This is a genomic window from Pseudomonas sp. P1_F7 (genome assembly GCF_056405655.1).
Window position 1 is genome coordinate 52281 of the sequence record NZ_JBFUBR010000002.1, and the last position, 26061, is coordinate 78341.

Here is a 26061-nt window from a genome sequence, read left to right on the forward strand (position 1 = left end):
GTACCTGTAAAAAGTCATTAAACGCGCGGGTCAGCGCTGATTCTTGAAACCTTTGCCGTAGTGGCGTTCAAGACGGTTCTGTATCAACTCCAATCCTATGGACAGGAGCCAGTAGATAACCGCCGCGGTGGTGAGCATTTCGATGTAGCGGTAGGACGAACGACCGTACGACTGCGCCAGGAACATCACTTCCCAGACCCCCATCACCGATATCAACGAGGAGTCCTTGAGCATTGAAATGAACTGACTGGTTGTCGGGGGAATGATCGTGCGCATGGCTTGCGGCAGGACGATGTGCAGGAACGTTGCCGCCGGCCTCAGCCCCAGCGCCATCGCCGCTTCGCGCTGTCCGGGTGCTACAGCCATGATGCCGGCACGAAAGATCTCGCTGAGGTAGGCACCATAATTGAGCGAGAGCGCAATGATCCCCGCGCTGATGGCGCCCGGAACCACACCCAACTGCGGCAGCCCCAGGTAGATCAGCAGGATCTGGATCAGCAGCGGAGTACCGCGAAAAAAAGACGCATAGAAACTGGCAACGCCGAACGCCACTGCACTGCGAGACAGGCGCGCCAGCGCCGTCACGAAACCAAGGAGCAACGAAAGCCAGATCGAACAGAAGCACAAGAACAGCGTCAGCGCGGCGCCCTGCAAGAAACCGTCAGGCCCCAAATGCAGGCCGACCAGGTTGGGCAACTTCTGCACAATGATCGAGAACTTCAGATCGAAGCTCATGAAAAACATGACGCACAGGCCGAACAGCACAGCCCAGGTCAAATACAGGCGAGTGCGAAAACCAGGTAGCGGGCTGAAACGACGCGTCTCGGCTTCGGGGACGACAGCCGCCTTGGCCGGGTGTGGATTGAGGGCTGTCATTGGCTGATATCGGCACCGATCCACTTCTGTGAAATCTTGCTTAATGTGCCGTCGGCCTTGAGCTGGGTGACGACCTCAGTGACTTTGGCATTCCATTGCGGATCGCCCTTTTCGATCGCTACCACGTTGGGCTCTGCATACAGCGTATCGCCGGCAATTTTAAAGCGAGGATCCTGGGCGATGCGTTCGCGAGCGGTGATGAGGTTGGTGACCATGGCATCCAGGCGCACGCCCGTGCCCAAGGCCAGATCCTGGAAGGCTACCGTTTCGTTGTCGTATGGCGCGATCTGAACGCTATCGAATGGATAGCTCAACGGCTTGTCCTCGGCGCCCTCGATCACCAGATCCTTGTTCAAATAGGCTTCATAGGTCGACGCACTGATCACACCGACTTTTTTACCTGACAGATCCTTGCCCGTGACAATGTTCTTGTCTTTGGCATTCACCACGATCACGGCCGGTGACTGGTAATACTCCACCGGGAAGTCGAACACTTCGGCGCGTGCCTTGCTCGGGGTCATCGAGCAGACGCAGATGTCATATCGTCCGTTCCAGTGTCCGGCAGCGATGACATCCCAGGACGGTGTTTGCAGCTTCAGCTTCACCCCTAGCCGTTGCGCAACAGCCTTGGCGACATCGACGTCAAAGCCGTCCAGTTGGTTCTGTTCATTGAGAAAGGAGAATGGCGGATAGCTTTCCATCAGGACGCCGGTCAGCTCCCCGCTGCTGGTTACGCGATCCAGGGTGGCGCCCGCGAAAGCCGTCGAGCAGGTAGCCAGTAGTGCCAAGCCAAAAGGTAAAAGCGCCTTAGTGTTCACAGACAAGTGCTCCAATCGATTCAAAATACTGAATAGATTAAAACGCACTATAAAAATACTTTGTACTTCATTTATGGAATATAAAACTTCGTTCAAGCTATATTGGATCCAGCGGTCCAGGCGCTTGCACCGCTGACGCTTGGTGGCAAGCAACACCCCGACCGATCCGTTCGGGGCGTTGCTCTTGGCTCAGCGATAGCAATCGAGCAGGCGTGCGGCGACCTCCTTCAACTGCGCGTCGGCCAGGCGGTTGATCCCGGCAGCACGCTTGCGCCCTCCCCCCGTTGGAAACTGCCGGCAGAAGGCATCCGCCGCCAGCCCGGCCTCTTCCGGTACCCGCAGGCTGAATGCCCAGTCACCATCCGCCCTGGCGCTGAGCAAGCCGATCGCCTTGCGCGGCGCACCGGCCGCCAGCTGGTTGGCCAGCACGCCGCTGACTCGCCGCGCCCAAGGTTGCGCGGGCAGGCAGTACAGCTGCGCGCCCCGGCCCTCGTGCCAGGGTTCAAGGCCGGCGGCAGCGGCCATGTCGGCGGCGTGGCCGATGCGCAGGGTGGTGAAGCTTGTGCTGTGGCGGATGAAATCCCGCGGGTCGTGGTAAGGCAGCAGCTCGGCGGCCAGCGTCAGCGGCTCGAAATGCAAGTCCGACAGGCTGTCGCCATAGGCGTTGTAGTTGAGCAGCAGTCCCAGTTCCTCCAAGGCCTGCACCTCATCGTTGGCCAGGCCGTGCTGCGTCGCCAGCGCCCGCGCCGGGCCGGCCAGGCCGTCACCAAAGGCGGCGGCCACCGCCCAGCGATGATGACGCCCATCCAGGTAGGTGTTGACCAGCAGGCTGGTGCACACCTGGGCGGCAGTGTCGATGAAGGACTCGAATGCCGGATGCCGCGGCAGTTCGCCGGCAAAGTGGTGGTCGAAATAGCGTACCCGGGCGCCAGCGTCGAGCAGGCGCCGGGTGGCCTCGCGGTTCTGCTCGTGGGCCACGTCCAGCACGGTGACCCGCTCGCCGGGCCCGGCCTGGACCCGGCGTAACAGCTCGATGTCGCGCTTGACCCCGCTGACCAAACGCACTTCGCCGTCCAGCTCCCCTGCCAGACGCAATTGTTGCAGGGCACAGAGGCCGTCTGCATCGCCATTGAAGGCGCAGTGATCAATCATTTTATCTCCACCGTCAGTGCATCACTTCGCCGCCGTTGGCATCCAGCTGCGCGCCATTGATCGCACTGGCGTAGTCCGACGCGAGGAACAGCGCAGCCCTGGCGCACTCCTCGTCGGTGCGCATGCGCCCCCCCGGGATCCCGGCACTGAATTCGGCACGTACCTGTTCTTCGCTGACACCCCGTGCGGCGGCGGTTTGGCGCACCAGCGCTTGAACCGGTTCGCCCCACATCCAGCCACACGCCAGGCCATTGATTCGCAAGCCATGCACCGCCTGCTCCGCCGCCAGGTAGCGCACTGTCGCCGCCAGCGCGCTTTTTGATGCGGCATAGGCTGCACCGCCCTGATAGGGCTTGCGCACCCCCAGGGTATTGATCATGACAATCGCACCGGCCCCCTGAGTGCGCATCTGCGCCAACACCGCGCGGCTCATGTTCAGCGAGCCCAACAGGTTGACCTCCAGCGCCTCGCGCAGCGGGTCGTTGTCCGCCTCGTCCACCGCCTGGAAACCACCATGGGAAAAGGCGCTGTTGATCAACCCATCGATACGACCGAATTGCTTGAGAGTGGCTTCGGCGAAACGCTTGCAGGCCTGCACATCGGTGATGTCAGTGGCCACGCACAGCACTTCGCAATGCCCGGCGACCGCCTTGATGCGCTGTTGCGCCTCAAGCAGTCGGCCCGTGTCGCGGGCGCCGATGGCCACGGCCCGCGCCCCTTCGCGCGCAGCCTCAAGGGCCAGTTTGATACCCAGCCCGGGGCCGACGCCCGAGACCATCACGACTTTGTCTTTAAGCAGCATGGGATGAATCCTCTTATTGTTTTGGGACTGGCTCAGGCGCCCAGATGCCGGGCGCGGTATTCGGCGTAGTCACGTTGCAACAGCGCGTCGCTGAGGCCGAACTGGTCTGGGCTGTATTGATGGGCTGCGCGTTTTTCCCGGCCATTGGCGGACAGCCATTGGCTCATGGCTGCCTGAACCTCTGGCGTGCATGCAAGTCCGGCGAAACGATAGATGCGTTCGACCACTGCCTGGGGCGCGGCCAGGGTGTCTTCGAACTGCACATCGAGAAAGCGCCCGGCCGGCATGCCCTCGCGCACCGCCATGGCATGGCGCAAGGCCCGCGCCATGCGCCGGTTCCACTGCTCGCCGACGGCTTCGGCATCGGCCTGGTCGCTGTACAGCTGCCACAGGGTATGGATGAAGCTGGCCAGCGAGGGAATGGTCCTGGCCGGTTCGCGATGGGTGAGCACCACCTGCGCCCCGGGGAACACTTCGAACAACAGCTCAAGGGTATGCAGGTGCTGCGGGCTCTTGAGCAACCAGCGCCGGCCGGGGGCGATACCACGGCGTGCCTGCTGCCATTGCAGGAACTGCAGGCAGCGCTTGAGGTAACGGTAGACCTGGGTCTGGTCCTGACGGTCGAGCCAGGCGGTGTAGCTGGGGACGTTGACGTAGGAGTCCATGGCGCAGAGGAACGAGTGCTCCATCAACATGAACTCTTCGTCGGGCTGCTCGGCGTCCAGTGGGTGGATGGTCAGCAACTGCGGAAGGAACTCGATCATCGCCGCCACTTCGGCGCGTGCCCGGCCGAGGCGCTGCAACGGCTGCTCCAGGGTCTCCCCGCCGAGCGGCGCCGGGTAACGGGTTTCCCACCACTGCGCCTTGCTGAACTGCGGGTCCACCGCCAGGGTGCGTTGCAACAGTGTGGTGCCGGTGCGTGGCAGGCCGACGATCACCAACGGGTCGTTGATTTGCAGTTCAAGGATTTCCGGGAAGCGTCGACAGTGGTCTTCGATCACCAGGCGATTGACCAGTTGCGCCAGCAGCTTCTCGCGCAACAGCACACGCCCCTGGGACGATAACCGCGCTTCCTGCTCCAGGGCCTGCGCCAGTACCTGCAGGCCCTGACGGAAATCGCCCGGGCCGAAATCCTCAAGGCCACCTGCGCGAGCGCTGGCCTCGGCCAGCAACAGGTCCGGAGAAAAATCGTTGCCGCTCATACTGCCAGCTCCTTGAGGTCATTGAGTTTGACCACGCGGGTGGTCGGGTGAACCGGTTGTGTGGCGCCGACCCAGCGCAGGCACAGGGTTCCGTGGGGATGGCCGGCGGTTTCCAGCCAGTTGGCCAGGCCCGGGTCACGGTGGCTGAGGACCATGCGCAGGCTGCCGTCCGCCGCAAGCTGCGCCGAATGCTTGTTCAGGCAGATGCGGTGGTAGCGGTAGTCGAGCGACTCCATCCAGTAGTTGTTGATCTGCAGGTTCCAGAAGTCGCAGGCCGGCACCTGATCGACCTCGATCAGCAATGCCTCGTCATCAGCCAGAGCCCAGTAAGAGTGGTAATAGAAAATGTTCGGGTCGCCCCCCACTGACTGGCACAGCGCCTGGTCGGCGGCGGGCAGTTGATTGGGGTGTGCCTGGTAACCCTGAGCCCAGTCGGCGAACAATCGGGCGGTGTTCTCGACGAAACTGCCGACCCGCTGCAGGCTTTGTTGCAAGCGCGGCGCATCCAGCGGTTCGGGTGTCTGGCGGGCATTCAGACGTTCAATGCACAGTTGCGCCGGCTGCTCACCGCTGCGATCGAGAAAGGTCTGGCGCACGATCAGCGCGTTGCTCTGCGGCTCAAGAGGCAGCCAGTTGCCGCTGGCCGGCGGGCGCTGGCTGAGGATGATCTCGAAATTGCCCTCGGCATCCAGCTGTAGTTGCCCGGCGTCGATAAAGCCGGTCTGGATCATCTTGCCGTCAGTCTCGTAACCGCCCTTCTGCGAACCGAAGCTCAGGTAGGCGACACTGCCGCGCTGGCCGCTGACCCGGTATTCGTGCTCGCCGTTCAGGCGCGCATAGCGGTACAGGTTGTCGGGGTTGTCGGCGCCGATCTTGGCGGTTTCGTGGGAGGGGGTGATGAACCCGGGGAAGTCGGGGTCGGCGAATTCCAGGTGCATCTCCAGGGCGATGCGCAACAAGCGGGTGAGGTAGCGAAAGCCTTCGGCGCGGGTCTGCTCGTCGGCCGGGGCTTCGGCACGCAGTATCTGTTCGCCGCTGCGGCGCAACTGCTCGCAAAACCGGGTCCAGGTCTCACCGTTGATGACCTCCAGTTGGGGGGTGTCTGTAGCCATGTCAGTCTCCTCTGCCGGCGGAGGGCCCGCCGCTGTACACGACCTTAGGGAGAAGCCCGGCAACGGTTCTTCGTCCGTGCGGACTAAGCGCCCGATCTAGTCCAGGCGGACGAGGAGCCGCCGGGTGCAAGCGGTGAGGATCGCGCCTGAGCCCAGGGCTCACTGGCGCCACCGCCCGTGGCGCGCAGTCATCCTCACAGGAGCCACCCATGAGCGCAGAAAAAAACCTGGTCCGTTCGCTGACCGTGGACATCGCCGCCCCGGCCGAACGGGTCTGGGCGATCCTCATCGACCTGCCCGCCTACCCGCAGTGGAACCCCTACACGGTCAAGGTCGAGTCGAGCCTGGTGCTCGGCGAGCCGGTCAATCTGTTCCTGCCCAATCCGGGGCGGCCAGGTGAACTGCTGCACGTGATCGAGTACCTGGCAGACTTCGAACCCCACCGGTTACTCGCCTGGGAGATGTATGCCAACGCCGACAATCCCGACGCTGCCCGTCGCGAGCAGCACATCGAGCGCACCGGCGCGGCCAGTTGCCGCTACCACACCACCGACCAGTTCCTCGGCGCCACCGCCGACCAGGTCATGAGCGATCATGGCGCCTGGGTGCAACAGGGCTTCGATGCCGTTGCCCGCGCGCTCAAGATCCGTGCCGAGACGCTGTACGCGTCCGTCGCGTGACCTTCTGCTGGCGGCGCCTCTTCGTCCGAGCAGACGAAGAAGCGCCGGCGCTGCTTTACCTACCGTGGAGTTCAGCCGGAGCCGAACCCGGCAGAACTCTAGGAGGTATTCGATGTTGACTCATCTGCAATGGCTGGAAGCGGAAAGCATCCAGATCATCCGCGAAGTGGTGGCCGAGTGTGAAAACCCGGTGATGCTCTACTCCATCGGCAAGGACAGCGCGGTCATGCTGCACCTGGCGATGAAAGCCTTCGCCCCGGGCAAGCCGCCCTTCCCCCTGCTGCACGTGGACACCACCTGGAAGTTTCGCGAAATGATCGCCTTCCGCGACCAGACCGTCGAACGCCTGGGCCTGGAACTGCTGGTGCACATCAACCCCGAAGGCGTGGAAAAGGCCATCGATCCCTTCATCCACGGCTCGGCCTTGCACACCGATGTGTGGAAGACCCAGGGCCTGAAACAAGCCCTGGACCACTACGGTTTCGATGCAGCGTTCGGCGGTGCCCGGCGCGACGAAGAAAAGTCGCGGGCCAAGGAACGGGTGTTTTCGCTGCGCTCCGAGCAGCACCGCTGGGACCCCAAACAGCAGCGCCCCGAACTCTGGCGTTTGTACAACACCCGCAAGCGCAAGGGCGAAAGCCTGCGGGTATTCCCGTTGTCGAACTGGACCGAGCTGGATATCTGGCAATACATCTACCTGGAACAGATCCCCATCGTGCCCCTGTACTTCGCCAAGGAGCGCCCGGTGGTGCGCCGTGACGGCACGCTGATCATGGTCGACGACGAGCGCTTGCCGCTGCTGCCGGGAGAAACCCCGCAAATGCGCAAGGTGCGCTTCCGCACGCTTGGCTGCTATCCGCTGACCGGCGCCATCGACAGTGACGCCGACAACCTGCCGGCGATCATCAGCGAAATGCTGGTCAGCCGCACCTCGGAACGCCAGGGCCGCCTGATCGACAGTGATTCGGCCGGCTCCATGGAGAAGAAGAAACAAGAGGGGTATTTCTGATGAACGTGATCACCGATGCACGCAATGGCGACTTGACGCCCTACCTGCAACAACAGCAGAACAAGCAGCTGCTGCGCTTCATCACCTGTGGCAGCGTCGACGATGGCAAAAGCACGCTGATCGGTCGCCTGCTTTATGAGTCCAAGGCGCTGTTCGAGGACCAGCTTGGCCAGCTCGAGGCCGACTCGAAAAAACTCGGCACCCAGGGCGACGAACTGGATTTCGCCCTGCTGGTCGACGGCCTGAGCGCCGAGCGCGAGCAAGGCATCACTATCGATGTGGCCTATCGTTTCTTCGCCACCGACAAGCGCAAATTCATTGTCGCCGACACCCCCGGCCACGAACAGTACACGCGCAACATGGTCACCGGCGCTTCTACTGCCGACCTGGCGGTGATCCTCATCGACGCCCGTCAGGGCTTGCTGACCCAGACCCGTCGGCACAGTTATCTGGTGTCGCTGCTGGGCATTCGCAAAGTCGTTGTCGCCATCAACAAGCTGGACCTGGTGGGCTTTTCACAGGCGGTGTTCGAACGCATTGAAACCGATTATCGTGCGTTCGCCGCGCAGATCGACCTGCATGACATCCAGTGCATCCCGCTCTCTGCGCTACGTGGCGACAATATGCTCGAAGCCAGCGCGAACACCCCCTGGTATCAGGGGCCGACCCTGCTCCAGCATCTGGAGAACGTCCCTCTGGAGCAGGCTCGACAAGTCGAGGCAGCGTTCCGCCTGCCCGTACAGTGGGTAAACCGGCCCAATCTGGATTTTCGTGGCTACTGCGGCAACGTTGTCGCCGGCAGCGTCAGCGTGGGGGATCGTATCCGGGTACTGCCGTCAGGACAGCAGAGTGAGGTCACCGCGATCTTCGGTAGCGCCGGGGAGCAGCAACAAGCCCTGTGCAACCAGGCTGTCACCCTTGTTCTCAAGGATGACATCGATATCAGCCGTGGCGACTTGATTGCTCTGGCCGATGCACCACCGGCAGTGGCCGACCAATTCGAGGCGACGCTGGTGTGGATGGACGAAGAACCGATGTTGCCCGGGCGTCCTTACTTGATGAAGATCGGTTGTCGGACCGTCGGCATGAGCTGTGCCAACCTCAAGCACCGGATTGATGTGAACAGCCTGGAGCATCTCGCGGCCAAAACCCTGGAACTGAACGGTATTGGCGTGTGTAACCTGCACCTGGACCGGCCGATTGCCTTCGATGCCTATACCGACAACCGCGATACGGGCGGCTTCATCGTCATCGACCGTTTAAGCAACCGTACGGTCGGTGCCGGCATGCTGCACTTTGCCTTGCGCCGCGCGCAGAACGTGCACTGGCAAGCCATCGACGTCAATCGCCAAGCGCATGCGACGCTAAAGGGCCAGTCGCCGCGTATCCTGTGGTTCACCGGGTTGTCCGGTGCGGGCAAGTCGACCATCGCCAATCTGGTGGAGCGCAAGCTGCATGCCCTTGGGCGCCATACTTACCTGCTCGATGGCGACAATGTGCGCCATGGCCTGAATCGCGACCTGGGCTTCACTGAAGTCGATCGGGTAGAGAATATCCGCCGGGTTTCGGAAGTGGCGAAACTGATGCTCGATGCCGGTTTGATCACTTTGGTGTCGTTCATTTCGCCTTTCCGTGCCGAGCGAGACATGGCACGCGACCTGGCGGGTGACGGCAACTTCCTTGAAATATTCGTTGATGCGCCACTGGCCCTGGCCGAACAGCGCGATCCCAAAGGCCTCTACCAGAAAGCCCGGCGCGGTGAGTTGAAAAACTTCACCGGGATCGACTCACCTTATGAGGCGCCCGTAGCGCCGGATATTCATATCGACACCCGGAACGAGTCGGCCGAGACCGCCGCCGAACGTATCGTCGAGGCACTGCTGGCGCTTTAACCGCCCATGAGCGCGGCGGTGTATCCGCTGCGCTTATCCCCTTCTCATCACCCGCCTAAGCCAAACGGACGATTTTACCTGCGTAGCTGCGTTCGATACTCCATCGATAAAAACAAGCAGCGAGGCACACACATGACCGTCCCTTTTCCGGTCTGCAAGGACCTCCCCCCCGACACGGACATTTCATCGGCAGAGCTCAGCAGCTTGCTTGCACTCGTCTACCACGGTCCGCTGGAGTCCACGCCCTGGTCCGGCCTGCTGGGAACCTTGCGTCAACGTTTCGAGGCCAGTTTCTTCACCCTGGTACTGCGCAATCCCGACCATGAACGACCCGGGCTGATCGTCAACGCCTCGATTCATGGCCCCTTGCTGCCGGGAGAACCGTCCTATAGCGAGCACTACTTCTCGATCTGCCCCTTCATCGACTGGCCTGTCGAGCAGGTGGCTACGGCCGACCAGGTGCTGGGAACCGATGTCTGGCTGGCCCATGACTTCTACCGCAACTACCTGCAACCGCTTGACCTGCGCCATGTCCTGGTCGCCAACATGCGCACTTCCACGGGCATGCACTGCGCCTTGTTCGTCTGCCGCAATCACGCCAGTCGAGACTTCGATACCGCGGAAATCGCCCTGATTCGCCTGCTCCTGCCACACCTGCAACAAGCGGTGGATTTGCATTCGGCCGTAGAGCAACTCGACTCCGAGCGCCAACTCTATGCCGCCACCATCGACCGTCTCATGGTGGGCACGGCGATTCTCGACGAAAGTGGAAGAATGATGCGCTGCAACCGCGCCGCCCAGCGCCTGTTCGACAGTCGAGACGGCCTGGAGTGTAAACACGACAAGCTCTGTGCCTTTGCCAACCATGAAAACCGCAGTATTCAGCAAGCCATCCAGGCAGTACTGAAACAGCGTCAGCGCGGCGTCGATGATATCGAGGTGCTGACCTTGTCCAGACCCAGTGGTGCAATGCCGCTGAATTTACTGCTGCGCCCCATCCCCGTGAGCTATCAATCCCGGAGCGGCGCACGGCGTCCAGCCGTAGCGGTGTTCATTCGCGACCCGGCGGACTCACCGCAGGCATCGCGTAACCTGCTGCGCAGCCTGTTCCAGCTGACACCCACAGAAGCCGAAGTGGCCATGCTGGTAATGGACGGGCAAACGCTCGATGAAACTGCCGAGGCGCTTGGCGTTTCACGCAACACCGTGCGCGCCCATTTGCGCGGTGTCTTCGCGAAGACCGGGGCTACCCGCCAGGCCCAACTGGTCAAGACCCTGCTGAACAGTGTTGCGTCGCTGGGATAACGCTGTGTCAGCAGCGTGCGAAACCCGGTGATCCGCGCCTGGCGTTCTGATTCACGAACGTGAAGCGCTGTGCACAGCCAAACAACCGAGCGAATCAGGCTTTTTCGTCTACCGTGAATGGATGCATTTGCATGATCCACTTCCTCTGAAAATGGAGTTCGACGATGAAAACTATCGCTTCCTGGCTGACGGTTACGCTTCTTGGTCTAGTGCTTGGCGGCTGTGCCGCGGTCGGCGCCGGGAGTGGAGGCGCTGGCGAGATGGAGATTCGTTCGGGGAAAATCGAACAGATTACACAGACCCAGATGCAGACCAATCACGATAGCGGCGTCGGTGCCATAATGGGGGGTATTGGCGGTCTGGCCCTGGGCAGCCTGATCGGCCAGGGTACCGGCCGGGATGTGGCGATGGTCGCCGGCGCCCTCGCTGGCGCGGCGGGCGGCAACTACGTCGAAAAGAAAAAATATGATCAGCCCGTGGACGCACAGCAGATCATTGTTCGCACCCACAGCGGCGTACTGGTTCAGGTGACCCAGCCGATCAACCCGGGGCTGAAAAAAGGCATGAACGTTTATGTCGAGGGTGCCGGAAACGAAGCGCGGGTGGTGCCACAAAGTTAGGGGCAGCGACTGCGAAGTGGCACAGGCGCGCCATCCTGACTCGGATGGCGCGTCACCATGGTTCATGGGTTATTTGAATACCGGTACGCTGACTGACCCGTTGGGCTTTTTCAGGTACTCACGCAACCGAACGCCAATCTCGGCAATTTTCGCCTCTCCCGCACGCAAGGCTTGCGGGTTGGTGTGCACCGAGTAATTTCCCAGCGCCAGATCATGGGGATGAGGTGCGGCTGAACCGATCACGAAGACCGTATCTTCTTGCGGCGCTTTGAGCGTCACGGCGCCGTTGCCTGGTTCGAAGATGGCCATCTCTCCTGCATTGACCAGGCCTGGTGCGGACAAAGCGCCGCGGCTGACACTCAACCACAACGACTCATGTTCGCCAGGCGGAACATACGTCCAGGATTCCCCGGCACGTAGCGTGACCAGCAGGTAATTCATTCCGGCGGGAGCACGGACCGGGCTCTGGACACCCTGGTATGTGCCGAGAATCAACCGCGCCGGCCCGACTTCAGGCATCACGCCTGATTCCAGGTATTGACTGTCGACACTGGCGTTTTCCAACTCAGGCGGTAGTGCAACCCACAGTTGAAAACCCTGAATCCGCTTCGATGTACCGACCGACATTTCCTTGCCGTGCCAGACCCCGCCCCCGGCACGCATCCATTCGACACCGCCGTAGTCGATCATCCCCGTGCCCGAATCAGCATCCTCGAAGCGCAAATTACCTTCGGTAATCACCGTGACGGTGGCGATCCCCGAGTGCGGGTGCAGTGGCATGCCGTTGATGAATGAGCTCTCACTTTCAAACAGATCAAGGAACACAAAAGGCTTGATCAGGTGGCCCAGATCGTCAGGACTCATCAAGCGGACAATCGCGCCATGCCCGCTGCCGGTGGTGCGGTAGCTGATGGCCCGGTGGGTAACGGTTTCTCGTATACCGATCTGAGGTTGTTGCTTAAGAAGCATCATGATTACCCGGAGTTGGCAGCCTTTCGGCCCGATGCTCCAAACAATAGGCCCGGGGCGATTACTTGATAAGCCGGTACAATTGGATTGCACTCGTCCACCAACATCAGGAATGCCCCGCCATGCTCGACCTCAATGACATCGCCATGTTTGTGCAGGTAGTACGCTGCGGCAGCTTTGCAGAAGCCGCGCGACAGCTGGGCATGCCACCCAATACCGTGAGTCGCCGCATCCAGCAGCTTGAAGCACAGCTCGGCACTCGGCTGCTGCAACGCTCCACTCGCAAGCTCACGCTCACCAGTGCTGGCCAAGGCTTTCATGAGCGTTGCGTGGGAGCCGTCGATGGCCTGCTCGAAGCGGGACAGGCGTTGATGACGGGCAGTAACGAGCCCAGTGGCCGGGTCCGCGTGGCGGCTCCGGCCGATTTTTTCGACTTTTTTCAGATGGCGTGGGTGAGCGAATTTCTGGCCGCGCATCCGCGCGTGCGGCTCGACTTTGTACTCAGCGATGCGCAGGCCGACCTGATCGCCGAGCAGATCGATGTCGCCTTTCGCGGCGGGCCCTTGCGCGATTCAGGCTATGTCGGCCGTCAGATCCTTGATCCGCGCAGCGTCGGGATGGTCGCCAGCCCCGCCTACCTCGCGGCGCGTGGCTCACCCCGCACGCTGCAGGACCTGGCGAGCCACGACTGCGTGATCTCTGCGCATCCCGGCGGCCACGCCACCTGGCGTTTGGTCGGCCCGAACGGTGAGGAAGAAATACAAGTGACCGGACGCTTCAGCGGCAATACCGCCCAGGCACTGCGCAAGGCCGCCGTGGCGGACCTCGGCATCGCGCTGCTGCCGCCGGTGATGGCCAAGCTTGAAGTAGAGGCCGGCCTACTGGTCCCGGTACTGCCGCAATACCAACCCAAAGGCTACGGCCTGAACGTGCTGTATCCGAGCCGTCGGCAGCTGCCGCTAGCGGTATCGGCGTTCATCGGTTTGGTGATCCAGAAAATGAACGCGCCAGACGCACCGCCGGTGTATCAGTAATCGCGCCCATTGCTGGCAACCCATGGATCTATAGCGCTTGTGAATCTAAACTTTGTGCGTCCTTGCCCCCCTCGCCGATTGTTGAACGGGTCCCATGACTGAGCATGCCAATTACCATCACGTGTCCGAAGTGCCAGGCCTGGTGCTAGGGTCCGCACGCTTTGTGGATACAGGCTTCGATCGCCATTACCACCTCGATTTCCACATTGGCTTTGTCACCGAAGGCATCCAGCGTCATCGATCGAAAGGCGAGTCGTTTCTTTTAGGTCCGGGAAGTATTGCCCTGATGCCGCCGGGTGAAATCCACGATGGTGTGTCCGAAGACGGCGGCGCCTATACGCTCAAGACATTCCGTCTGTCGCAAGCGCTGGTCGCGAGTATGACCGAGGAGATCAGCGGTCAACCGAGAGAGCTTGAGTTGACCAGTGTGTTGCTGGAAGACGCGGGGGTTGTCGGCAACCTGCACCGATTGCACGAAGCGATGCAGCAGGCCGTTGGACCCGGCAGCCTCGCGGTGCAGACGCAATGGATCACCCTGTTTGAACACCTGTTGAGCCAGTCACGGGCGATCAAACCCGAAACGATTACAGGCACGCTATCCCCCCTGCAATGGTCTCGCGTCAGGGACTATTGTTTCAGCCACATCGATCAGCGAATCACACTCGATGATCTCGCTGGATTGTGTGGGCTGGGCCGCTTCCCGTTTCTCAAGCAGTTCAAGCGGACCGTCGGCATGACGCCACACGCGTGGCTGCTTCGCCTGCGTCTCGAACGGGCCTGTGGCCTGTTATCACGCAGCGAGCAACCGATCATCGATGTCGCCCACGCTGTCGGCTTTTACGATCAAAGCCATTTCAACCGCGCTTTTCGACAGGCATTCGGCGTCGCACCCTCCCGCTACAGGACATAGGGCGTCGGCCATCAGGCGGCCGTCAATTTTTTACAAGCGCAACAACCTTCCCTCTCCATAGGATGCGCCAATCCGGGCGAAACACCTTCGCCTGCGCAGCCGAGTACTGGATGATGAACGGTGAAACAAACAGACCGCCCGCGCTGGGTTTTTCGAGTGACAACATCGCAGGCGCTTCGCCGGAGGTGGCACAAGCCCTCGTGAAACACAGCACGGGCCAGGCGAGCCCCTATGGAACAGACGCGTTGACTGAACAGGTCAAGCGCAAGTTCTGCGAGATCTTCGAGCGTGACGTGGAGGTCTTTCTGGTGCCCACCGGCACTGCCGCCAACGGCTTGTGCCTGAGCACGATGACGCCGCCCTGGGGCAACATCTATTGCCATCCGGCCAGTCATATCAACAACGATGAATGCGGCGCGCCTGAGTTCTTTTCCAACGGTGCGAAGCTGATGACCGTCGACGGCCCGGCGGCCAAGCTGGACATCACTCGACTGCGCGAGCGGACTCGCGACAAAGTCGGTGACGTGCACACGACTCAACCTGCCTGCGTCAGCATCACTCAGGCCACCGAAGTCGGCAGCATCTACACCCTGGACGAAATCGCAGCCATCGGTGACGTCTGCAAGTCATCCTCCCTTGGATTCCATATGGATGGGTCCCGATTTGCCAACGCCCTGGTGTCGCTTGGCTGCTCCCCTGCCGAGATGACGTGGAAGGCCGGCGTGGATGCCCTGTCGTTTGGTGCCACGAAGAATGGTGCGCTGGCGGCGGAAGCCATCGTCCTGTTCAACACCTCGCTCGCCACCGAGATGAGTTACCGGCGCAAGCGTGCAGGCCATCTATCTTCCAAGATGCGTTTTCTTTCGGCGCAGATCGATGCGTACCTGAGCGACGATCTCTGGCTGCGCAATGCACGCCAGGCCAACGCTGCGGCCCAACGCCTGGCCCAGGGACTTGCCGACCTGAGCGGCGTTGAGGTGCTCGGCGGTACCGAGGCGAATATCCTGTTCTGTCGGCTGGACTCGGCAATAATCGAAGCACTGCTGAAGGCCGGGTTCGGGTTCTACCATGATCGCTGGGGACCCAACATCGTTCGCTTTGTCACCTCGTTCGCCACCACCACCGAGGATGTCGATCACCTGTTGAACCAGGTGCGGCGAGCTGTTGATCAGGCACACGAGTAACGGTCGCCACACAACGCAGCGGCTGATGGGCGTCTCCAGTATCGACGCCCAACTCTACCGACAATCACTGGCAACCACTTACTTCGTGGTATCGAGGACAAGCCTGCCCCGTAAGTGACGGCCCATGCTTTTCTCGATCGCCACTTTCGCCTCACTCAAAGGGTATGCCTCAACGTCGACGGTGAGGTGTCCCTTGTCGAACAGTTCGGCGATGAGCGAGAGCTGCCGGCCATCGGAACGGGTGGCAAAGTTCGCGGGGGTTACGCCGTAGTCGTTCGCCAGTGACATGTTCGGCGGGCTCACGGGCGATACCAGCACACCGTGTTTTTTCAGTACCGCAAACGAACGGGTTTGTGTTTCGCCACCCACCAGATCCAGTACTACATCGAGGCCGGACACCAACTCCTCGAAAGCCTGAGTCGTGTAGTCGATGGTGTAGTCAGCACCGAGGTCTTTCAGGTAGGCATGATGCTGTGCAGAGGCCGTTGCGTAGACTTCAGCGCCCAGGTACTTGGCAATCTGCACGGCCATGCTGCCCACGCCACCGGCCGCGGCATGGATCAACACCTTCTGCCGCCGTTGCACGCCAGCGTGTTCGGTCAGCGCCTGCCAGGCCGTCAGGACCGTTGCCGGGACCGCGCCGGCCTGCAAGAGACTGAGGGATTTTGGTTTGATCGCCAGCTTGGAAACCTGGGCAACCGCTTTGGTCGCATAACCACCGACAATGTTGATGAAACCGAACACTTCATCACCGATGTTGAACTCACTGACGCCCTTGCCCAGCGCGACGACGGTACCGGCGACTTCAACGCCCGGTGTAAAAGGCAGCGGCAAAGGGACGAACGCCTTCATGGCGCCGGACAGGATTTTCCAGTCAATCGGGTTCACCCCTGCCCCGGCCACATCGATCAGCACTTCACCAACACCGGCGACTGGGTCTGCAACATCTTCCAGACGCAAAACTTCAGGACTGCCGTATTCGTGCACGCGTATGGCTTTCATGGAGGTCTCGACTATTGAAAAAGAAGGGAGAAAAACATTGCGCTGCGAGGGACCGACCTTCGCAGCGCGGGGGGGATCAACGACGGCGCGCGTCGAGGCTGAAGCGACCGGCACCGAAGGCCACGACTTGCAGCAGGCCACCGGCCATCGCGATGTTCTTGAAGAAGTGGATGAACTGGTTCTGATCGCCCAGTGCGTTATGGAACGCCAGTGCGGTGAACACACTGAACACGGCCAGGACTGCGGCGACGGTGCGGGTGCGGTAACCGGCGATCAATGCCAGGCCGCCGCCGATCTCGACAATGATCGCCAGCGCCAACGCCAGTTGTGGAAGCGGAAGCCCGACAGAGCTGATGTAGCCGACCATCATCGCGGGAGCGGCCAGTTTCGAAAAACCGGAAAGGATGAAGATTGCGCTGAGCAGTACGCGGCCGATCAACGAAGCCGAGGCTTGGGTCACATCGGAACGGCTCTGTTCAGAGGTGGTTGTTTGAGCGATGTTTGCAGAAGTCGTCATGGGGTATTTCCTTCAATTGGGTGCGATTCGACAGGAACCGCCCTGGTGAGGAAATGTTGCCTTTCATCAGCTAACCTGAATAGCTGACTAATTTAGATCATTAGATTCGATAAATTAGAAAAGCTACTCCACATAACCGGTAAAGGAGAGTTAAATCGTGGGATTTGCCGAGCGACGTCTCGATTAAGGAAACAGGCATGATCTCTGACCCGGGAACACCGACACTGGACCAGCTACGCGTATTCCTGACGGTCGTGGAAGTCGGCAGTTTTGCGGCGGCCGCCAGAAAACTGCACCGCGCCACTTCGGTCATCAGCTACTCGATCGCCAACCTTGAAATGCAGCTCGGTGTGTCGCTATTCGACCGCCAGACCACCCGCAAACCCCAGCTCACCGATGCCGGCCGCACCGTTCTGGCCGAAGCCAGGACCATCGCCAACGGCATTCATGGACTACGCGCCAAGGTCAAAGGCTTGCTTCAAGGGCTCGAAGCCGAAGTTCACGTGGTGCTCGATGTCATGCTTCCCCCCGAGCGCGTGGTGGATGCACTCAAATCCTTTCGCGAAGAGTTCCCGACCGTTGCCCTGCACTTGCATATGGAGGCGCTCGGCGCCGTCACCGAACTGGTGATCAACCGTGGCGCGATCGTCGGTGTCAGTGGCCCCATGAACGAGGGCATTGACGGTATCGAAAGAATTGGCATCGGCAGTGTCGAGTTGATTCCGGTGGCGGCGCCGAATCATCCGCTGGCATCAAGCGACGCGAATGTGCCGGGCGCCGGGCGAGAGTTCACGCAACTGGTGCTGTCCGACCGCTCGCTGCTGACCAAGGACAAGGATTTCGCCGTGCTCAGTAACCGCACCTGGCGGCTGGCGGACCTGGGCGCCAAGCACATGCTGCTGCGTGAAGGCATCGGTTGGGGGAACATGCCAGCCCCGATGGTCCAGGAAGATCTGGAGAGCGGCCGACTCGTGCAACTGAACATACCGGAATACAAAAGCGGAATTTACTCCTTTGACGTCATTTACCGCACGGATCTGCCACCGGGGCCGGCTGCGAGGTGGTTGATTGAGCGCTTCGTTCAACAATGCTCAGCGCAGGAGACATCCCCTTGAGCCTGGAACCACAATGCCGCTCGAGCCGCCCGCAATGAAAATCGGCGTTATCTCAGACACCCACGGCTTGCTCCGCCCCGAAGCCATTGCCGCTCTGCAAGGCTGTGATCGCATCCTTCACGCGGGAGACATCGGTAGCGAAGCGATCCTCGACCAATTGGCCGCAATCGCGCCGGTGGATGCGGTGCGAGGCAACAATGACCTGGACGCACCCTGGGCGCGGGAGTTGCCCGATTGTCTGCACCTGGAGCTCAACGGCTGGACGGTTCTGCTGGTGCATGACATCGCCGATGTGGCGACCAATCTTGATAGCCGTATCAAGCTGGTGATCACCGGGCACTCGCACAAGCCGAGCATCGACTGGCGCGGTGAGCGGCTGTTCCTGAATCCGGGCAGTGCCGGACGCCGACGCTTCAAGTTACCTGTCACGCTGGCGTTGCTTGAAGTGCAGGCTCAGTCAATCGAACCACGGCTGGTGTCACTGCTCGACTGATTCGCCTTCAACCGATCGACTCACGACTCGTCGGCAACCACTCTCACTCTGTGGCAATCGGACGGTCCAAGTTTTTGACCGCTCAACGAGCGAACTTCGATCGGCATCAGGGACTGGCCGAACGCATTGTCCAGCAACACAGAACGCGTCTCTTCCCGCGTGAACAGGAAACGTTCGCCCCACTGCCGCATACTGACCACCACCGGAAACAGCTCCCGTCCTTTCTCCGTAAGAACGTACTCCTTGTAGGCACTACCATCCGACGCCGGTTGAACGACGAATACACCGACCTCAACCAGGGTTTTCAGGCGCGATGCCAGAATGTTTTTCGCCACCCCCAGGCTTTTTTGGAATTCGCTGAATCGGCGAATGCCGTCGAACGCGTCGCGGATGATCATGAGCGACCATCGATCCCCAATGGCTTCCAGTGCTCGTGCTACCGGACATTCGCTGCTGTGCGATGTAGCGTCTTCGACCATCGTATTTACCTTTTGGATAAGGACTGCCCAGTCTGTCGTTCAATCTTGAGCAATGTGGTTGCAATTTGAAACCCGATTCAGCAACAATCGAATCCAGTTTTTAATTGAAACCAGTTTAACGCCACGGAGGCTCACGTGACAGCAGATGCCGACTCAACCACCCGCCCTTTCGTCACGCAGGCTTCGGGGCTATCTCCATCACTCACGTTTTTATTTTCTGTCACCTGCGCGCTGGCAGTCGCCAACGTTTACTTCGCGCAACCCTTACTCGACTCAATGGCGCAGAGCCTGGGTGTGGCCTCATCAATGATCGGGTTTGTGGTGACGGCTACCCAGATCGGTTACGCGCTAGGCTTGCTGTTCATCGTCCCGCTGGGTGACTTGTTGAACCGTAAAGGGCTGATTCTGATTCAAGTGCTGCTGTCTGCGATTGCGCTGGCGGGGGTCGGCGCCGCACAGCAATGGCTGACCCTGTTGGGGGCCATGATCGCTGTGGGTTTGCTGGCAGTGATGGTTCAAGTGCTGGTGGCCTACACCGCCGTGCTGGCAACGCCGTCACAACGTGGCCAGGCCGTGGGAACCGTCACCAGCGGCATTGTCCTGGGCATACTGCTGGCGCGGTTCACCTCTGGGCTGATCGCAGATCTGGCGGGCTGGCGCGCCGTGTATTTCGTTTCCTCGGGATTGATGCTGACCCTCGCTGCGGTGTTCTGGAAAGTGTTGCCCTGCGCCGTGACTCCACGCAGTCGATACACCTACCCGGCACTCATCCGCTCGCTCTTCACGCTGTTCATGTCCGAACCGGTCTTGCGCATCAGGGGGCTATTGGCCTTGCTGATCTTTGCCGCTTTTTCCGTGCTCTGGACCTCCATGGTGCTGCCCTTGAGCGCCCCGCCGCTGTCGCTTTCACACACGGCCATCGGCATGTTTGGCCTGGCAGGCGTCGCCGGTGCCCTGGCGGCCAGAAGAGCCGGTCGCTGGGCCGATCAAGGTTTGGGGCAACGCGTGACCGGCATTTCGCTGACGATCCTGACGCTGTCCTGGTTACCCATCGCGTTTGCGCAGACGTCATTGATCGCCCTGGTTTGCGGAGTGGTCTTGCTCGACTTCGCCGTGCAAGCCGTACACGTCACCAACCAGAGCCTGATTTTTGCGGCACGACCCGACGCGCAAAGTCGCATGGTCGGCGCCTACATGTGCTTTTACTCGGTGGGCAGTGCACTGGGTGCCGCCGCCGCGACGCAGGTCTATGCGCTTTGGGGCTGGAAAGCCGTGAGCCTGCTGGGCGCTTTGATCAGTGCGGCTGCCCTGGTGCTGTGGTTGCTCACGTTGCATTTCTCAACGAACCATCAAGGAAGATCCGTATGAAAACCCGGCACCTCTTGCCAGACCACATGTTCTTGCTGGAAAGCGAAACCGGATTCGTCACTGAGCGAATCAATAACTCATGGCGACAGGCAGCTCCACTGCCCGTCAGTAAGTCCCCGCCCGCACCGACCGCCTGACCTCAGCCTGTATGGCATAAGCCGGGGCCTCCACAGCATTGAAGTCCTGTGTATACCGCTGGGCAAATCCCAACACCCCCCACTCCTGATACTGCTGCACGTGTTTTAGTTCGTGAGCCCAGAGCGCGATGTCCTGTTCTGCGGATTGAGCGTCCCGAAAGAGGATGATGTCGATCAGTGTCACGGCACCGACATCGGGGTTTTGCAGCATGGCAGTGGCGGCGCTGAATTGGCCGTTGTCGCTGATTTTGTAGCGCGCGGCATCGAGGACACTGGGGTCGTACCAATGCAGCAGCTGCTCGCGGATGTGCGGTGGAATGGGTTGGATGCCGGCGTTGGCTGCTTCAGCACGGGCCTGGGCCAGCCACAGCGCCAGGGCAGGCGCCGCGATCTGGTAGATGCCATCAGGCACGGCGTCCGGCAGGCAGATGCAGCTGTCCAGGCACACTGGTTTCTCGCCAGCCGGGCAGTCGTTGGTCTGGGCCGGCACTTCAAGCGTCAGGCAAAGAACCAGCAGCGCCACCAGGCGCGTGGTGATGGGCGGCATTGGACGCTCCAGATAGCGGACAGTGGTGAATCCCTGGCTTGATCCCACAAGAATTGCAGTGTTCAAACCCTTAACTGATCAGCATTAGCCACTAGCCCCTCTTTCCTTTGAATATGGCATGACGGGAAGGTTTGGGGTGTGGATTCAACCGGTCTTCGCCTTTGAGATATGCCCCCGGCTCACTCGTCCCAATATGCGAAGAAACTGTCCTGCCAAGCCAATAGCATCGCGCCCCGGATACCTACTATAGCAACGGCACCTCTGCCCAATCGGCAGGGGACAGTTACCTATACCGGATGCACATAGTGTGCACCGCCGTACCCAGCACGGATTGGACACAACAATGACAAAAGCCACCGCAGCCCAAGACACGCCTTCCCCCCTCACCCCTTCGGCACCCGCCATTATCCGGTCGTCAGTGCGCCAGCATTCGATCAAGGTGGAGATTTGCTCCCCCGCCATCGGTGCCGAACTCAGCAACGTCAACCTGGCCGATGCTGCTCAGGATCCTGAACTGATCGCGCAAATCCGGGCGCTATGGTTGAAGCACAAAGTACTGTTCTTTCGCGATCAGGACATCACCCCGCTGGAGCAACAGCACTTTGCCGCGCAATTCAGCGAACTGGAAGCCCATCCCCTGGCACCGAGCCATCCGGAGGCGGACAAGCTGCTGATGCTGTACCGCAATCTCGATCCCAGCAAGCCCAAGAGCTATGTCGAAAAGGCCAGCCGGGAAAACCTCTGGCATGCCGATGTCACCTACAAGAAGGCGCCTCCCCGCGGAGCGGTATTGCGCTGCGAAATGGGTCCGGAGACCGGCGGCGACACCCTGTTTTCCAACATGGTGATGGCCTACGAAAAGCTGCCCGAAAGCATCAAGCAACGGATCGATGGCTTGTTTGCAAAGCACGGTGCCGAGCAGACCTTTGGCGCCCAGTTACCGCGTGAAGAACGTCACGCGATGGCCCTGAAGACCCCCGCCGCTGAGCATCCGGTGGTGCTTGTCCATCCTGAGACGGGTGAAAAGGTGCTGTTCGTCAACTCGGCGTTCACCACCCACTTCTCGAACTTCTTCAACTTCGAGGATATCCGCTACGGCCAGGACTTCATGCCCGAGGCTCATCATTTGATGAACTACCTGACCTCCCAGGCCGCCATTCCGGAATACCAGGTACGCCTGAAGTGGCGAACCAACACGGTTGCCATGTGGGACAACCTGCAAGTCCAGCACTACGCGGTGGCTGACTACGGCAATGCGCCAAGAAAGATGCTGCGCGCCACCCTTGCGGGCTCGTCGCTTATCTGACCCCGGCTACCGACAAATTCTCGATCAGAACAAAAATCAACGGAGATACCTATGCTCTACGAACACGTCGACACCGCAGTCATCGATGGCGAATCCCTGCCGTGGGTACCGTTTACGCCCTACGCGGAAAACGTCCTGCTGAAGTACTTCAAGCTCGACCCGATCCGCGGTGAATGGATCGTCATGATGAAGGCGCCGATCGACATGCAACTGCCCAAGCACCACCACACGGGTACGGTGATGGTCTACACCTTCGAAGGCCAGTGGAAGTACAAAGAGCATGACTGGGTCGCCGGCCCGGGGAGCATCGTGTACGAGACCGCCGGTTCGACTCACACCCCGGAGGTCGTCAGCACCGGAAATGGCGATGGCTATGTGCTCACGCTGGTTCAGGTCAACGGCGATCTCGCGTTTCTCGATGACAACGACAACATCGTCGCGCTGGAAAACTGGAAGTCCGGGCTGAAGCGCTATCTCGCTTATTGCGAGCAGCATGACATCGCACCGAAAGACCTCACGGCATTCAACTGATCCGGTTCCAGGAGAACTCCCGGCATCCCTCGATTCAAGGGGGAGCCGGGAAAGTAGCCTGATCGCAAAAATCCAGGGGAGGAAAACAGGCTGTCCCGGTTCGCGGTCTTGACGTGGAATCTGACAGAGGGCCCTGGCCGCCTGTCCGCTCCCCGATCACAGACTTATGAACGGAGCGATGCCATGCATGGCTTGATGATGCACAAGCAACTGTTGATTTCCTCGCTCATAGAGCACGCCGACCGCCATCATGGCGATACGCAGATCGTGTCCCGCAGGGTGGAGGGCGATATCCATCGCTACACCTTCCGTGACTGCCACCGTCGCGCGCGCCAGTTGGCCAGCGCGCTGACCAGCCTGGGTGTCCAGCCCGCCGACCGGATCGGCACGCTGGCATGGAACGGCTATCGTCACCTGGAGTTGTACTACGGCGTTGCCGGCATGGGCGCCATTGTGCATACCATCAACCCTCGCCTGCATGAAGACCAGGTCGCCTACATCGCCAATCATGCCGAAGACCAGTACATCTTCTTCGACATGACCTTCCTGCCGTTGATCAAGGTCATCGCTGGCCGCTGTAATTCGGTCAAGGCGTTCATCGCCATGACCGATCAAGCTCACATGCCCAAAGACGCCGGTATCGACAACTTGCTGTGCTATGAAGATCTGGTTGAGCAGGGTTCCTCTGACTACGCCTGGCCGATTTTCGACGAGGAAGCCGCCAGTACGCTCTGCTACACATCTGGCACGACGGGTAATCCGAAAGGGGTTTTGTACAGTCATCGCTCATCGGTGTTGCACACCTATGCGGCCGCGCTGCCCGACGCCCTGAATTGTTCAGCGCACGATGTGATCCTGCCCGTTGTGCCGATGTTCCATATCAACGCCTGGGGACTTCCCTACATCGCATGCATGGTCGGGGCAAAGCTTGTACTTCCCGGACCTGCCCTGGATGGAGAATCGCTATTCGAACTGCTCGAAGCTGAGCGAGTGACACTGTCCGCCGGTGTCCCGACTGTGTGGCAAAACCTTCTTGGTTATCTGGAAAAAACAGGCCAGCCATTCTCTAGCATGAAACGCACGATCATTGGTGGCGCAGCCTGCCCTCCGTCCATGCTGCACACGTTTCAGGAAACCTACGGCGTAGCAGTGTTGCACGTATGGGGGATGACTGAATTGAGCCCGATCGGAACCATTGGCACCCTGAAGGCCAGGCACCTTGATATGTCACCGGCAGAGCGTAATGCCGTGCAATCCAAACAAGGCCGGGCAGTGTTTGGCGTCGACATGAAGATCGTCGGTGCGGATGGCCTGGAACTGCCTTGGGATGGCGCGACGTCGGGTGACCTGATGGTGCGGGGACCCTGGGTGGTGCGCGACTATTTCAGAAGCGAAGGCGATCGTTCGCCGCTCCTCGAGCACGCAGGCCAGGCATGGTTCCCAACCGGCGATGTGGCGACCATCGATATCGATGGCTTCATGCAGATCACCGATCGCAGCAAAGATGTGATCAAGTCGGGTGGGGAATGGATAGGTTCCATCGACCTGGAAAACATCGCGATGACCCATCCGTCCGTCTCCCAGGCTGCATGCATTGCCGCGAAACACGCGAAGTGGGACGAACGCCCCTTGCTGATCGTGGTCAGGAAAGCGCAAGCAGCACTGACGCGGGAGGAACTGCTGGCCTTTTATGAAGGCAAGATCGCGAAGTGGTGGACGCCGGATGATGTGGTCTTCGTCGACACGATTCCATTGGGCGCTACAGGCAAGGTCCTGAAGAACCGTCTGCGCGAGCAGTTCGGCGATCACCTGCTGGTCAAAGCTGCCGGCTGAGCGTTGTAAGGATCCGTCCAGAGCAGTTCATGCGTGACCGCGAGTGATCGCGGCCACGCACAGTAAACCCCGGCTCCTAGCGCTCCAACTGCTCAAGAAACTCCAGGAGCAATTCGTTGACTTGATCGGCGCTCTCTTCTGCGGCGCTATGACCAACGCCGGGTAGCAGTACCTTCTTGCGCAGTTCGGGCAGATAGTTGTCGAGTTGGTCGTAGAGACCGCGGATTTCGATCGGCTCGAGTGAAGGATCGGCAGCTCCACCGATGAACATGCTTGGCTGGCGTACCACCGCACCGTCGAGAAACGCGGTGATTTCCCAGTTCCGGTCGCGACAGCGGTAGTAGTTCAAGGCACCGGTAAACCCTGTGCGGGTGTATTCGGCGACGTAGTAGTCGAGCGACCGCGCGCTCAGCCATGACGGGAATTCGCCCTTCGGCTCAGTGAAGGCGTTGAGAATGGGCTCACCGGGTTCGACAAACAGGCGCCAGCGTTCAGCTCCGACGGCGTTGCCCGAAATCGAGTAGAAAACGCTGCGCAAGGTCTTGCGCGGATCACTGGCCAACTCGCGATCCGGCTTTTCGAGCTGCTGGAAATACAGATGGTGGTACACCCTGCCCTTCGCCATTGCCTGCAAACCTGTGGTCGGTTTGACCTTGCCGCGCGGTGGCACCGGGGTATTGAGCATCACCAGGCCACGGAACAGATCCGGTCGCAGCATCGCCGCCGCTTGGGCCACCCAGGCGCCCAAGTCGTGTCCAATGATCACCGCGGACGTTTCGCCCAGGGTCGCCATCAAGCCAACCATGTCGCCGACTGACTGACTCATGTCATAGGCTTCGATGGCATCAGGTCGGTCCGTTTGACCAAATCCCCGTTGATCGGGGACGACGACTCGATAGCCGGCCTGGGCCAGCGCTACGATCTGACGCCGCCACATGTACCAAAGGTAGGGAAAACCGTGCAGCAGAATGACGAGCGGGCCCTGCCCCTCGTCGATGTAATGCATGCGAATGCCGTTGAGCTCGGCAAAGCAGTGGTTGAATGCATCGGGGGCGTCGGCATCCACATTTCCCATTGCGGCGACCGGCTGAGCTATGTGTACTGCAGTGCGCGTTTCCATTATCTACCTCCATCTTTGTTGTAGTTGTCGGCGTGAAGGTAGCCCTGA

At 60.4% G+C, this 26061-nt stretch carries 26 protein-coding genes; 14 read left to right on the forward strand and 12 right to left on the reverse strand.

Features of this window, described 5'->3' with window-relative positions; translation table 11 throughout:
• Window positions 1–30 precede the first annotated feature (30 nt).
• The 6 genes from AC1D1M_RS01955 to AC1D1M_RS01980 form a co-directional block, all read right to left on the reverse strand.
• Window positions 31–876: an amino acid ABC transporter permease gene (locus AC1D1M_RS01955; RefSeq protein WP_477774273.1), complete on the reverse strand. Its 846-nt coding sequence runs from the start codon at window positions 874–876 to the stop codon at window positions 31–33.
• A complete protein-coding gene (locus AC1D1M_RS01960) occupies window positions 873–1694 on the reverse strand; it encodes an ABC transporter substrate-binding protein (RefSeq protein WP_477774634.1) in 822 nt (273 codons plus the stop codon). The genes AC1D1M_RS01955 and AC1D1M_RS01960 overlap by 4 nt, the downstream gene beginning before the upstream one ends.
• 189 nt (window positions 1695–1883) lie before the next feature.
• The gene (locus tag AC1D1M_RS01965; RefSeq protein WP_477774274.1) at window positions 1884–2846 is read right to left on the reverse strand and encodes a DHH family phosphoesterase; all 963 of its coding nucleotides are present in this window, start codon (window positions 2844–2846) and stop codon (window positions 1884–1886) included.
• A 13-nt stretch (window positions 2847–2859) separates the two neighbouring features.
• Window positions 2860–3648, reverse strand: coding sequence for an SDR family oxidoreductase (locus AC1D1M_RS01970; protein WP_477774275.1), 789 nt, complete (start codon window positions 3646–3648; stop codon window positions 2860–2862).
• A gap of 32 nt (window positions 3649–3680) precedes the next feature.
• Entirely contained in the window at window positions 3681–4850 is a 1170-nt protein-coding gene (locus tag AC1D1M_RS01975) for a sulfotransferase family protein (protein ID WP_477774276.1), read from the reverse strand.
• Window positions 4847–5962 (reverse strand): DUF1214 domain-containing protein, encoded by a 1116-nt coding sequence (locus AC1D1M_RS01980; protein WP_477774277.1) that lies wholly within the window; start codon window positions 5960–5962, stop codon window positions 4847–4849. The genes AC1D1M_RS01975 and AC1D1M_RS01980 overlap by 4 nt, the downstream gene beginning before the upstream one ends.
• Before the next feature lie 209 nt (window positions 5963–6171).
• On the opposite strand from AC1D1M_RS01980, the gene AC1D1M_RS01985 reads away from it, so the two are divergent.
• The 5 genes from AC1D1M_RS01985 to AC1D1M_RS02005 all read left to right on the forward strand — a co-directional run bounded on the left by AC1D1M_RS01985 (window position 6172) and on the right by AC1D1M_RS02005 (window position 11468).
• Window positions 6172–6642 carry an SRPBCC domain-containing protein gene (locus tag AC1D1M_RS01985; protein WP_477774278.1) on the forward strand — a complete coding sequence of 157 codons (471 nt, stop codon included), beginning with the start codon at window positions 6172–6174 and terminating at the stop codon, window positions 6640–6642.
• Window positions 6584–7651, forward strand: coding sequence for a sulfate adenylyltransferase subunit CysD (gene cysD / locus AC1D1M_RS01990; RefSeq protein WP_477774279.1), 1068 nt, complete (start codon window positions 6584–6586; stop codon window positions 7649–7651). The genes AC1D1M_RS01985 and cysD overlap by 59 nt, the downstream gene beginning before the upstream one ends.
• Window positions 7651–9543 (forward strand): sulfate adenylyltransferase subunit CysN, encoded by a 1893-nt coding sequence (gene cysN, locus AC1D1M_RS01995; RefSeq protein WP_477774280.1) that lies wholly within the window; start codon window positions 7651–7653, stop codon window positions 9541–9543. The genes cysD and cysN overlap by 1 nt, the downstream gene beginning before the upstream one ends.
• A gap of 132 nt (window positions 9544–9675) precedes the next feature.
• Window positions 9676–10848, forward strand: a complete 1173-nt coding sequence (locus tag AC1D1M_RS02000; RefSeq protein ID WP_477774281.1) for a helix-turn-helix transcriptional regulator — start codon at window positions 9676–9678, stop codon at window positions 10846–10848.
• Window positions 10849–11012: 164 nt separating this feature from the next.
• Entirely contained in the window at window positions 11013–11468 is a 456-nt protein-coding gene (locus AC1D1M_RS02005) for a glycine zipper 2TM domain-containing protein (protein WP_477774282.1), read from the forward strand.
• A 69-nt stretch (window positions 11469–11537) separates the two neighbouring features.
• Here AC1D1M_RS02005 and AC1D1M_RS02010 read toward each other — a convergent pair whose 3' ends face one another.
• Complete coding sequence (locus tag AC1D1M_RS02010) at window positions 11538–12437, reverse strand: pirin family protein (RefSeq protein ID WP_477774635.1); 900 nt, start codon at window positions 12435–12437, stop codon at window positions 11538–11540.
• 122 nt (window positions 12438–12559) lie between these two features.
• On the opposite strand from AC1D1M_RS02010, the gene AC1D1M_RS02015 reads away from it, so the two are divergent.
• From AC1D1M_RS02015 to AC1D1M_RS02025, 3 genes are all read left to right on the forward strand, one after another.
• A complete protein-coding gene (locus AC1D1M_RS02015) occupies window positions 12560–13471 on the forward strand; it encodes a LysR family transcriptional regulator (protein ID WP_477774283.1) in 912 nt (303 codons plus the stop codon).
• 94 nt (window positions 13472–13565) lie between these two features.
• Window positions 13566–14381 carry an AraC family transcriptional regulator gene (locus AC1D1M_RS02020; RefSeq protein WP_477774284.1) on the forward strand — a complete coding sequence of 272 codons (816 nt, stop codon included), beginning with the start codon at window positions 13566–13568 and terminating at the stop codon, window positions 14379–14381.
• Window positions 14382–14494: 113 nt separating this feature from the next.
• Entirely contained in the window at window positions 14495–15565 is a 1071-nt protein-coding gene (locus tag AC1D1M_RS02025) for a threonine aldolase family protein (protein WP_477774285.1), read from the forward strand.
• A gap of 78 nt (window positions 15566–15643) precedes the next feature.
• Here AC1D1M_RS02025 and AC1D1M_RS02030 read toward each other — a convergent pair whose 3' ends face one another.
• Both AC1D1M_RS02030 and AC1D1M_RS02035 read right to left on the reverse strand, forming a co-directional pair.
• Window positions 15644–16567 (reverse strand): NADP-dependent oxidoreductase, encoded by a 924-nt coding sequence (locus AC1D1M_RS02030; protein WP_477774286.1) that lies wholly within the window; start codon window positions 16565–16567, stop codon window positions 15644–15646.
• A gap of 76 nt (window positions 16568–16643) precedes the next feature.
• Window positions 16644–17084 carry a DoxX family protein gene (locus AC1D1M_RS02035; RefSeq protein ID WP_477774287.1) on the reverse strand — a complete coding sequence of 147 codons (441 nt, stop codon included), beginning with the start codon at window positions 17082–17084 and terminating at the stop codon, window positions 16644–16646.
• A 197-nt stretch (window positions 17085–17281) separates the two neighbouring features.
• Here AC1D1M_RS02035 and AC1D1M_RS02040 point away from each other — a divergent pair, with 197 nt between their 5' ends.
• Together AC1D1M_RS02040 and AC1D1M_RS02045 are read left to right on the forward strand one after the other, a co-directional pair.
• Entirely contained in the window at window positions 17282–18199 is a 918-nt protein-coding gene (locus AC1D1M_RS02040; protein WP_477774288.1) for a LysR family transcriptional regulator, read from the forward strand.
• A gap of 34 nt (window positions 18200–18233) precedes the next feature.
• Window positions 18234–18692: a metallophosphoesterase family protein gene (locus AC1D1M_RS02045; RefSeq protein WP_477774289.1), complete on the forward strand. Its 459-nt coding sequence runs from the start codon at window positions 18234–18236 to the stop codon at window positions 18690–18692.
• Between the two features lie 20 nt (window positions 18693–18712).
• Here the strand turns inward: AC1D1M_RS02045 and AC1D1M_RS02050 are convergent, their stop codons facing one another.
• Window positions 18713–19171: a winged helix-turn-helix transcriptional regulator gene (locus tag AC1D1M_RS02050; protein WP_477774290.1), complete on the reverse strand. Its 459-nt coding sequence runs from the start codon at window positions 19169–19171 to the stop codon at window positions 18713–18715.
• 135 nt (window positions 19172–19306) lie between these two features.
• Between AC1D1M_RS02050 and AC1D1M_RS02055 the strand changes: the two genes are divergently transcribed.
• Window positions 19307–20539: an MFS transporter gene (locus AC1D1M_RS02055; RefSeq protein WP_477774291.1), complete on the forward strand. Its 1233-nt coding sequence runs from the start codon at window positions 19307–19309 to the stop codon at window positions 20537–20539.
• A 105-nt stretch (window positions 20540–20644) separates the two neighbouring features.
• Here AC1D1M_RS02055 and AC1D1M_RS02060 read toward each other — a convergent pair whose 3' ends face one another.
• Window positions 20645–21223, reverse strand: a complete 579-nt coding sequence (locus AC1D1M_RS02060) for an eCIS core domain-containing protein (RefSeq protein ID WP_477774292.1) — start codon at window positions 21221–21223, stop codon at window positions 20645–20647.
• A 433-nt stretch (window positions 21224–21656) separates the two neighbouring features.
• Between AC1D1M_RS02060 and AC1D1M_RS02065 the strand changes: the two genes are divergently transcribed.
• The 3 genes from AC1D1M_RS02065 to AC1D1M_RS02075 all read left to right on the forward strand — a co-directional run bounded on the left by AC1D1M_RS02065 (window position 21657) and on the right by AC1D1M_RS02075 (window position 24893).
• The gene (locus AC1D1M_RS02065; RefSeq protein WP_477774636.1) at window positions 21657–22529 is read left to right on the forward strand and encodes a TauD/TfdA dioxygenase family protein; all 873 of its coding nucleotides are present in this window, start codon (window positions 21657–21659) and stop codon (window positions 22527–22529) included.
• A 51-nt stretch (window positions 22530–22580) separates the two neighbouring features.
• Window positions 22581–23060, forward strand: a complete 480-nt coding sequence (locus AC1D1M_RS02070) for a 2,4'-dihydroxyacetophenone dioxygenase family protein (protein ID WP_477774293.1) — start codon at window positions 22581–22583, stop codon at window positions 23058–23060.
• A 183-nt stretch (window positions 23061–23243) separates the two neighbouring features.
• Entirely contained in the window at window positions 23244–24893 is a 1650-nt protein-coding gene (locus AC1D1M_RS02075) for a 3-(methylthio)propionyl-CoA ligase (RefSeq protein WP_477774294.1), read from the forward strand.
• A 76-nt stretch (window positions 24894–24969) separates the two neighbouring features.
• Here the strand turns inward: AC1D1M_RS02075 and AC1D1M_RS02080 are convergent, their stop codons facing one another.
• Window positions 24970–26013, reverse strand: a complete 1044-nt coding sequence (locus AC1D1M_RS02080; protein WP_477774295.1) for an alpha/beta hydrolase — start codon at window positions 26011–26013, stop codon at window positions 24970–24972.
• Window positions 26014–26061: the final 48 nt, after the last annotated feature.

What these genes read in the sequence shown, in the direction of transcription:
- cysN (WP_477774280.1), top strand. Translation starts at nt 7,651, where the DNA reads ATGAACGTGATCACCGATGCACGCAATGGCGACTTGACGCCCTACCTG.
- AC1D1M_RS02070 (WP_477774293.1), top strand. Translation starts at nt 22,581, where the DNA reads ATGCTCTACGAACACGTCGACACCGCAGTCATCGATGGCGAATCCCTG.
- AC1D1M_RS02010 (WP_477774635.1), bottom strand. Translation starts at nt 12,437, where the DNA reads ATGCTTCTTAAGCAACAACCTCAGATCGGTATACGAGAAACCGTTACC.
- AC1D1M_RS02025 (WP_477774285.1), top strand. Translation starts at nt 14,495, where the DNA reads ATGAACGGTGAAACAAACAGACCGCCCGCGCTGGGTTTTTCGAGTGAC.
- AC1D1M_RS02075 (WP_477774294.1), top strand. Translation starts at nt 23,244, where the DNA reads ATGCATGGCTTGATGATGCACAAGCAACTGTTGATTTCCTCGCTCATA.
- AC1D1M_RS01980 (WP_477774277.1), bottom strand. Translation starts at nt 5,962, where the DNA reads ATGGCTACAGACACCCCCCAACTGGAGGTCATCAACGGTGAGACCTGG.
- AC1D1M_RS02000 (WP_477774281.1), top strand. Translation starts at nt 9,676, where the DNA reads ATGACCGTCCCTTTTCCGGTCTGCAAGGACCTCCCCCCCGACACGGAC.
- AC1D1M_RS02080 (WP_477774295.1), bottom strand. Translation starts at nt 26,013, where the DNA reads ATGGAAACGCGCACTGCAGTACACATAGCTCAGCCGGTCGCCGCAATG.
- AC1D1M_RS02040 (WP_477774288.1), top strand. Translation starts at nt 17,282, where the DNA reads ATGATCTCTGACCCGGGAACACCGACACTGGACCAGCTACGCGTATTC.
- AC1D1M_RS02035 (WP_477774287.1), bottom strand. Translation starts at nt 17,084, where the DNA reads ATGACGACTTCTGCAAACATCGCTCAAACAACCACCTCTGAACAGAGC.
- AC1D1M_RS02045 (WP_477774289.1), top strand. Translation starts at nt 18,234, where the DNA reads ATGAAAATCGGCGTTATCTCAGACACCCACGGCTTGCTCCGCCCCGAA.
- AC1D1M_RS02005 (WP_477774282.1), top strand. Translation starts at nt 11,013, where the DNA reads ATGAAAACTATCGCTTCCTGGCTGACGGTTACGCTTCTTGGTCTAGTG.
- AC1D1M_RS02020 (WP_477774284.1), top strand. Translation starts at nt 13,566, where the DNA reads ATGACTGAGCATGCCAATTACCATCACGTGTCCGAAGTGCCAGGCCTG.
- cysD (WP_477774279.1), top strand. Translation starts at nt 6,584, where the DNA reads ATGCCGTTGCCCGCGCGCTCAAGATCCGTGCCGAGACGCTGTACGCGT.
- AC1D1M_RS01955 (WP_477774273.1), bottom strand. Translation starts at nt 876, where the DNA reads ATGACAGCCCTCAATCCACACCCGGCCAAGGCGGCTGTCGTCCCCGAA.
- AC1D1M_RS02050 (WP_477774290.1), bottom strand. Translation starts at nt 19,171, where the DNA reads ATGGTCGAAGACGCTACATCGCACAGCAGCGAATGTCCGGTAGCACGA.
- AC1D1M_RS02030 (WP_477774286.1), bottom strand. Translation starts at nt 16,567, where the DNA reads ATGAAAGCCATACGCGTGCACGAATACGGCAGTCCTGAAGTTTTGCGT.
- AC1D1M_RS01975 (WP_477774276.1), bottom strand. Translation starts at nt 4,850, where the DNA reads ATGAGCGGCAACGATTTTTCTCCGGACCTGTTGCTGGCCGAGGCCAGC.
- AC1D1M_RS01965 (WP_477774274.1), bottom strand. Translation starts at nt 2,846, where the DNA reads ATGATTGATCACTGCGCCTTCAATGGCGATGCAGACGGCCTCTGTGCC.
- AC1D1M_RS02060 (WP_477774292.1), bottom strand. Translation starts at nt 21,223, where the DNA reads ATGCCGCCCATCACCACGCGCCTGGTGGCGCTGCTGGTTCTTTGCCTG.
- AC1D1M_RS01970 (WP_477774275.1), bottom strand. Translation starts at nt 3,648, where the DNA reads ATGCTGCTTAAAGACAAAGTCGTGATGGTCTCGGGCGTCGGCCCCGGG.
- AC1D1M_RS01985 (WP_477774278.1), top strand. Translation starts at nt 6,172, where the DNA reads ATGAGCGCAGAAAAAAACCTGGTCCGTTCGCTGACCGTGGACATCGCC.
- AC1D1M_RS02015 (WP_477774283.1), top strand. Translation starts at nt 12,560, where the DNA reads ATGCTCGACCTCAATGACATCGCCATGTTTGTGCAGGTAGTACGCTGC.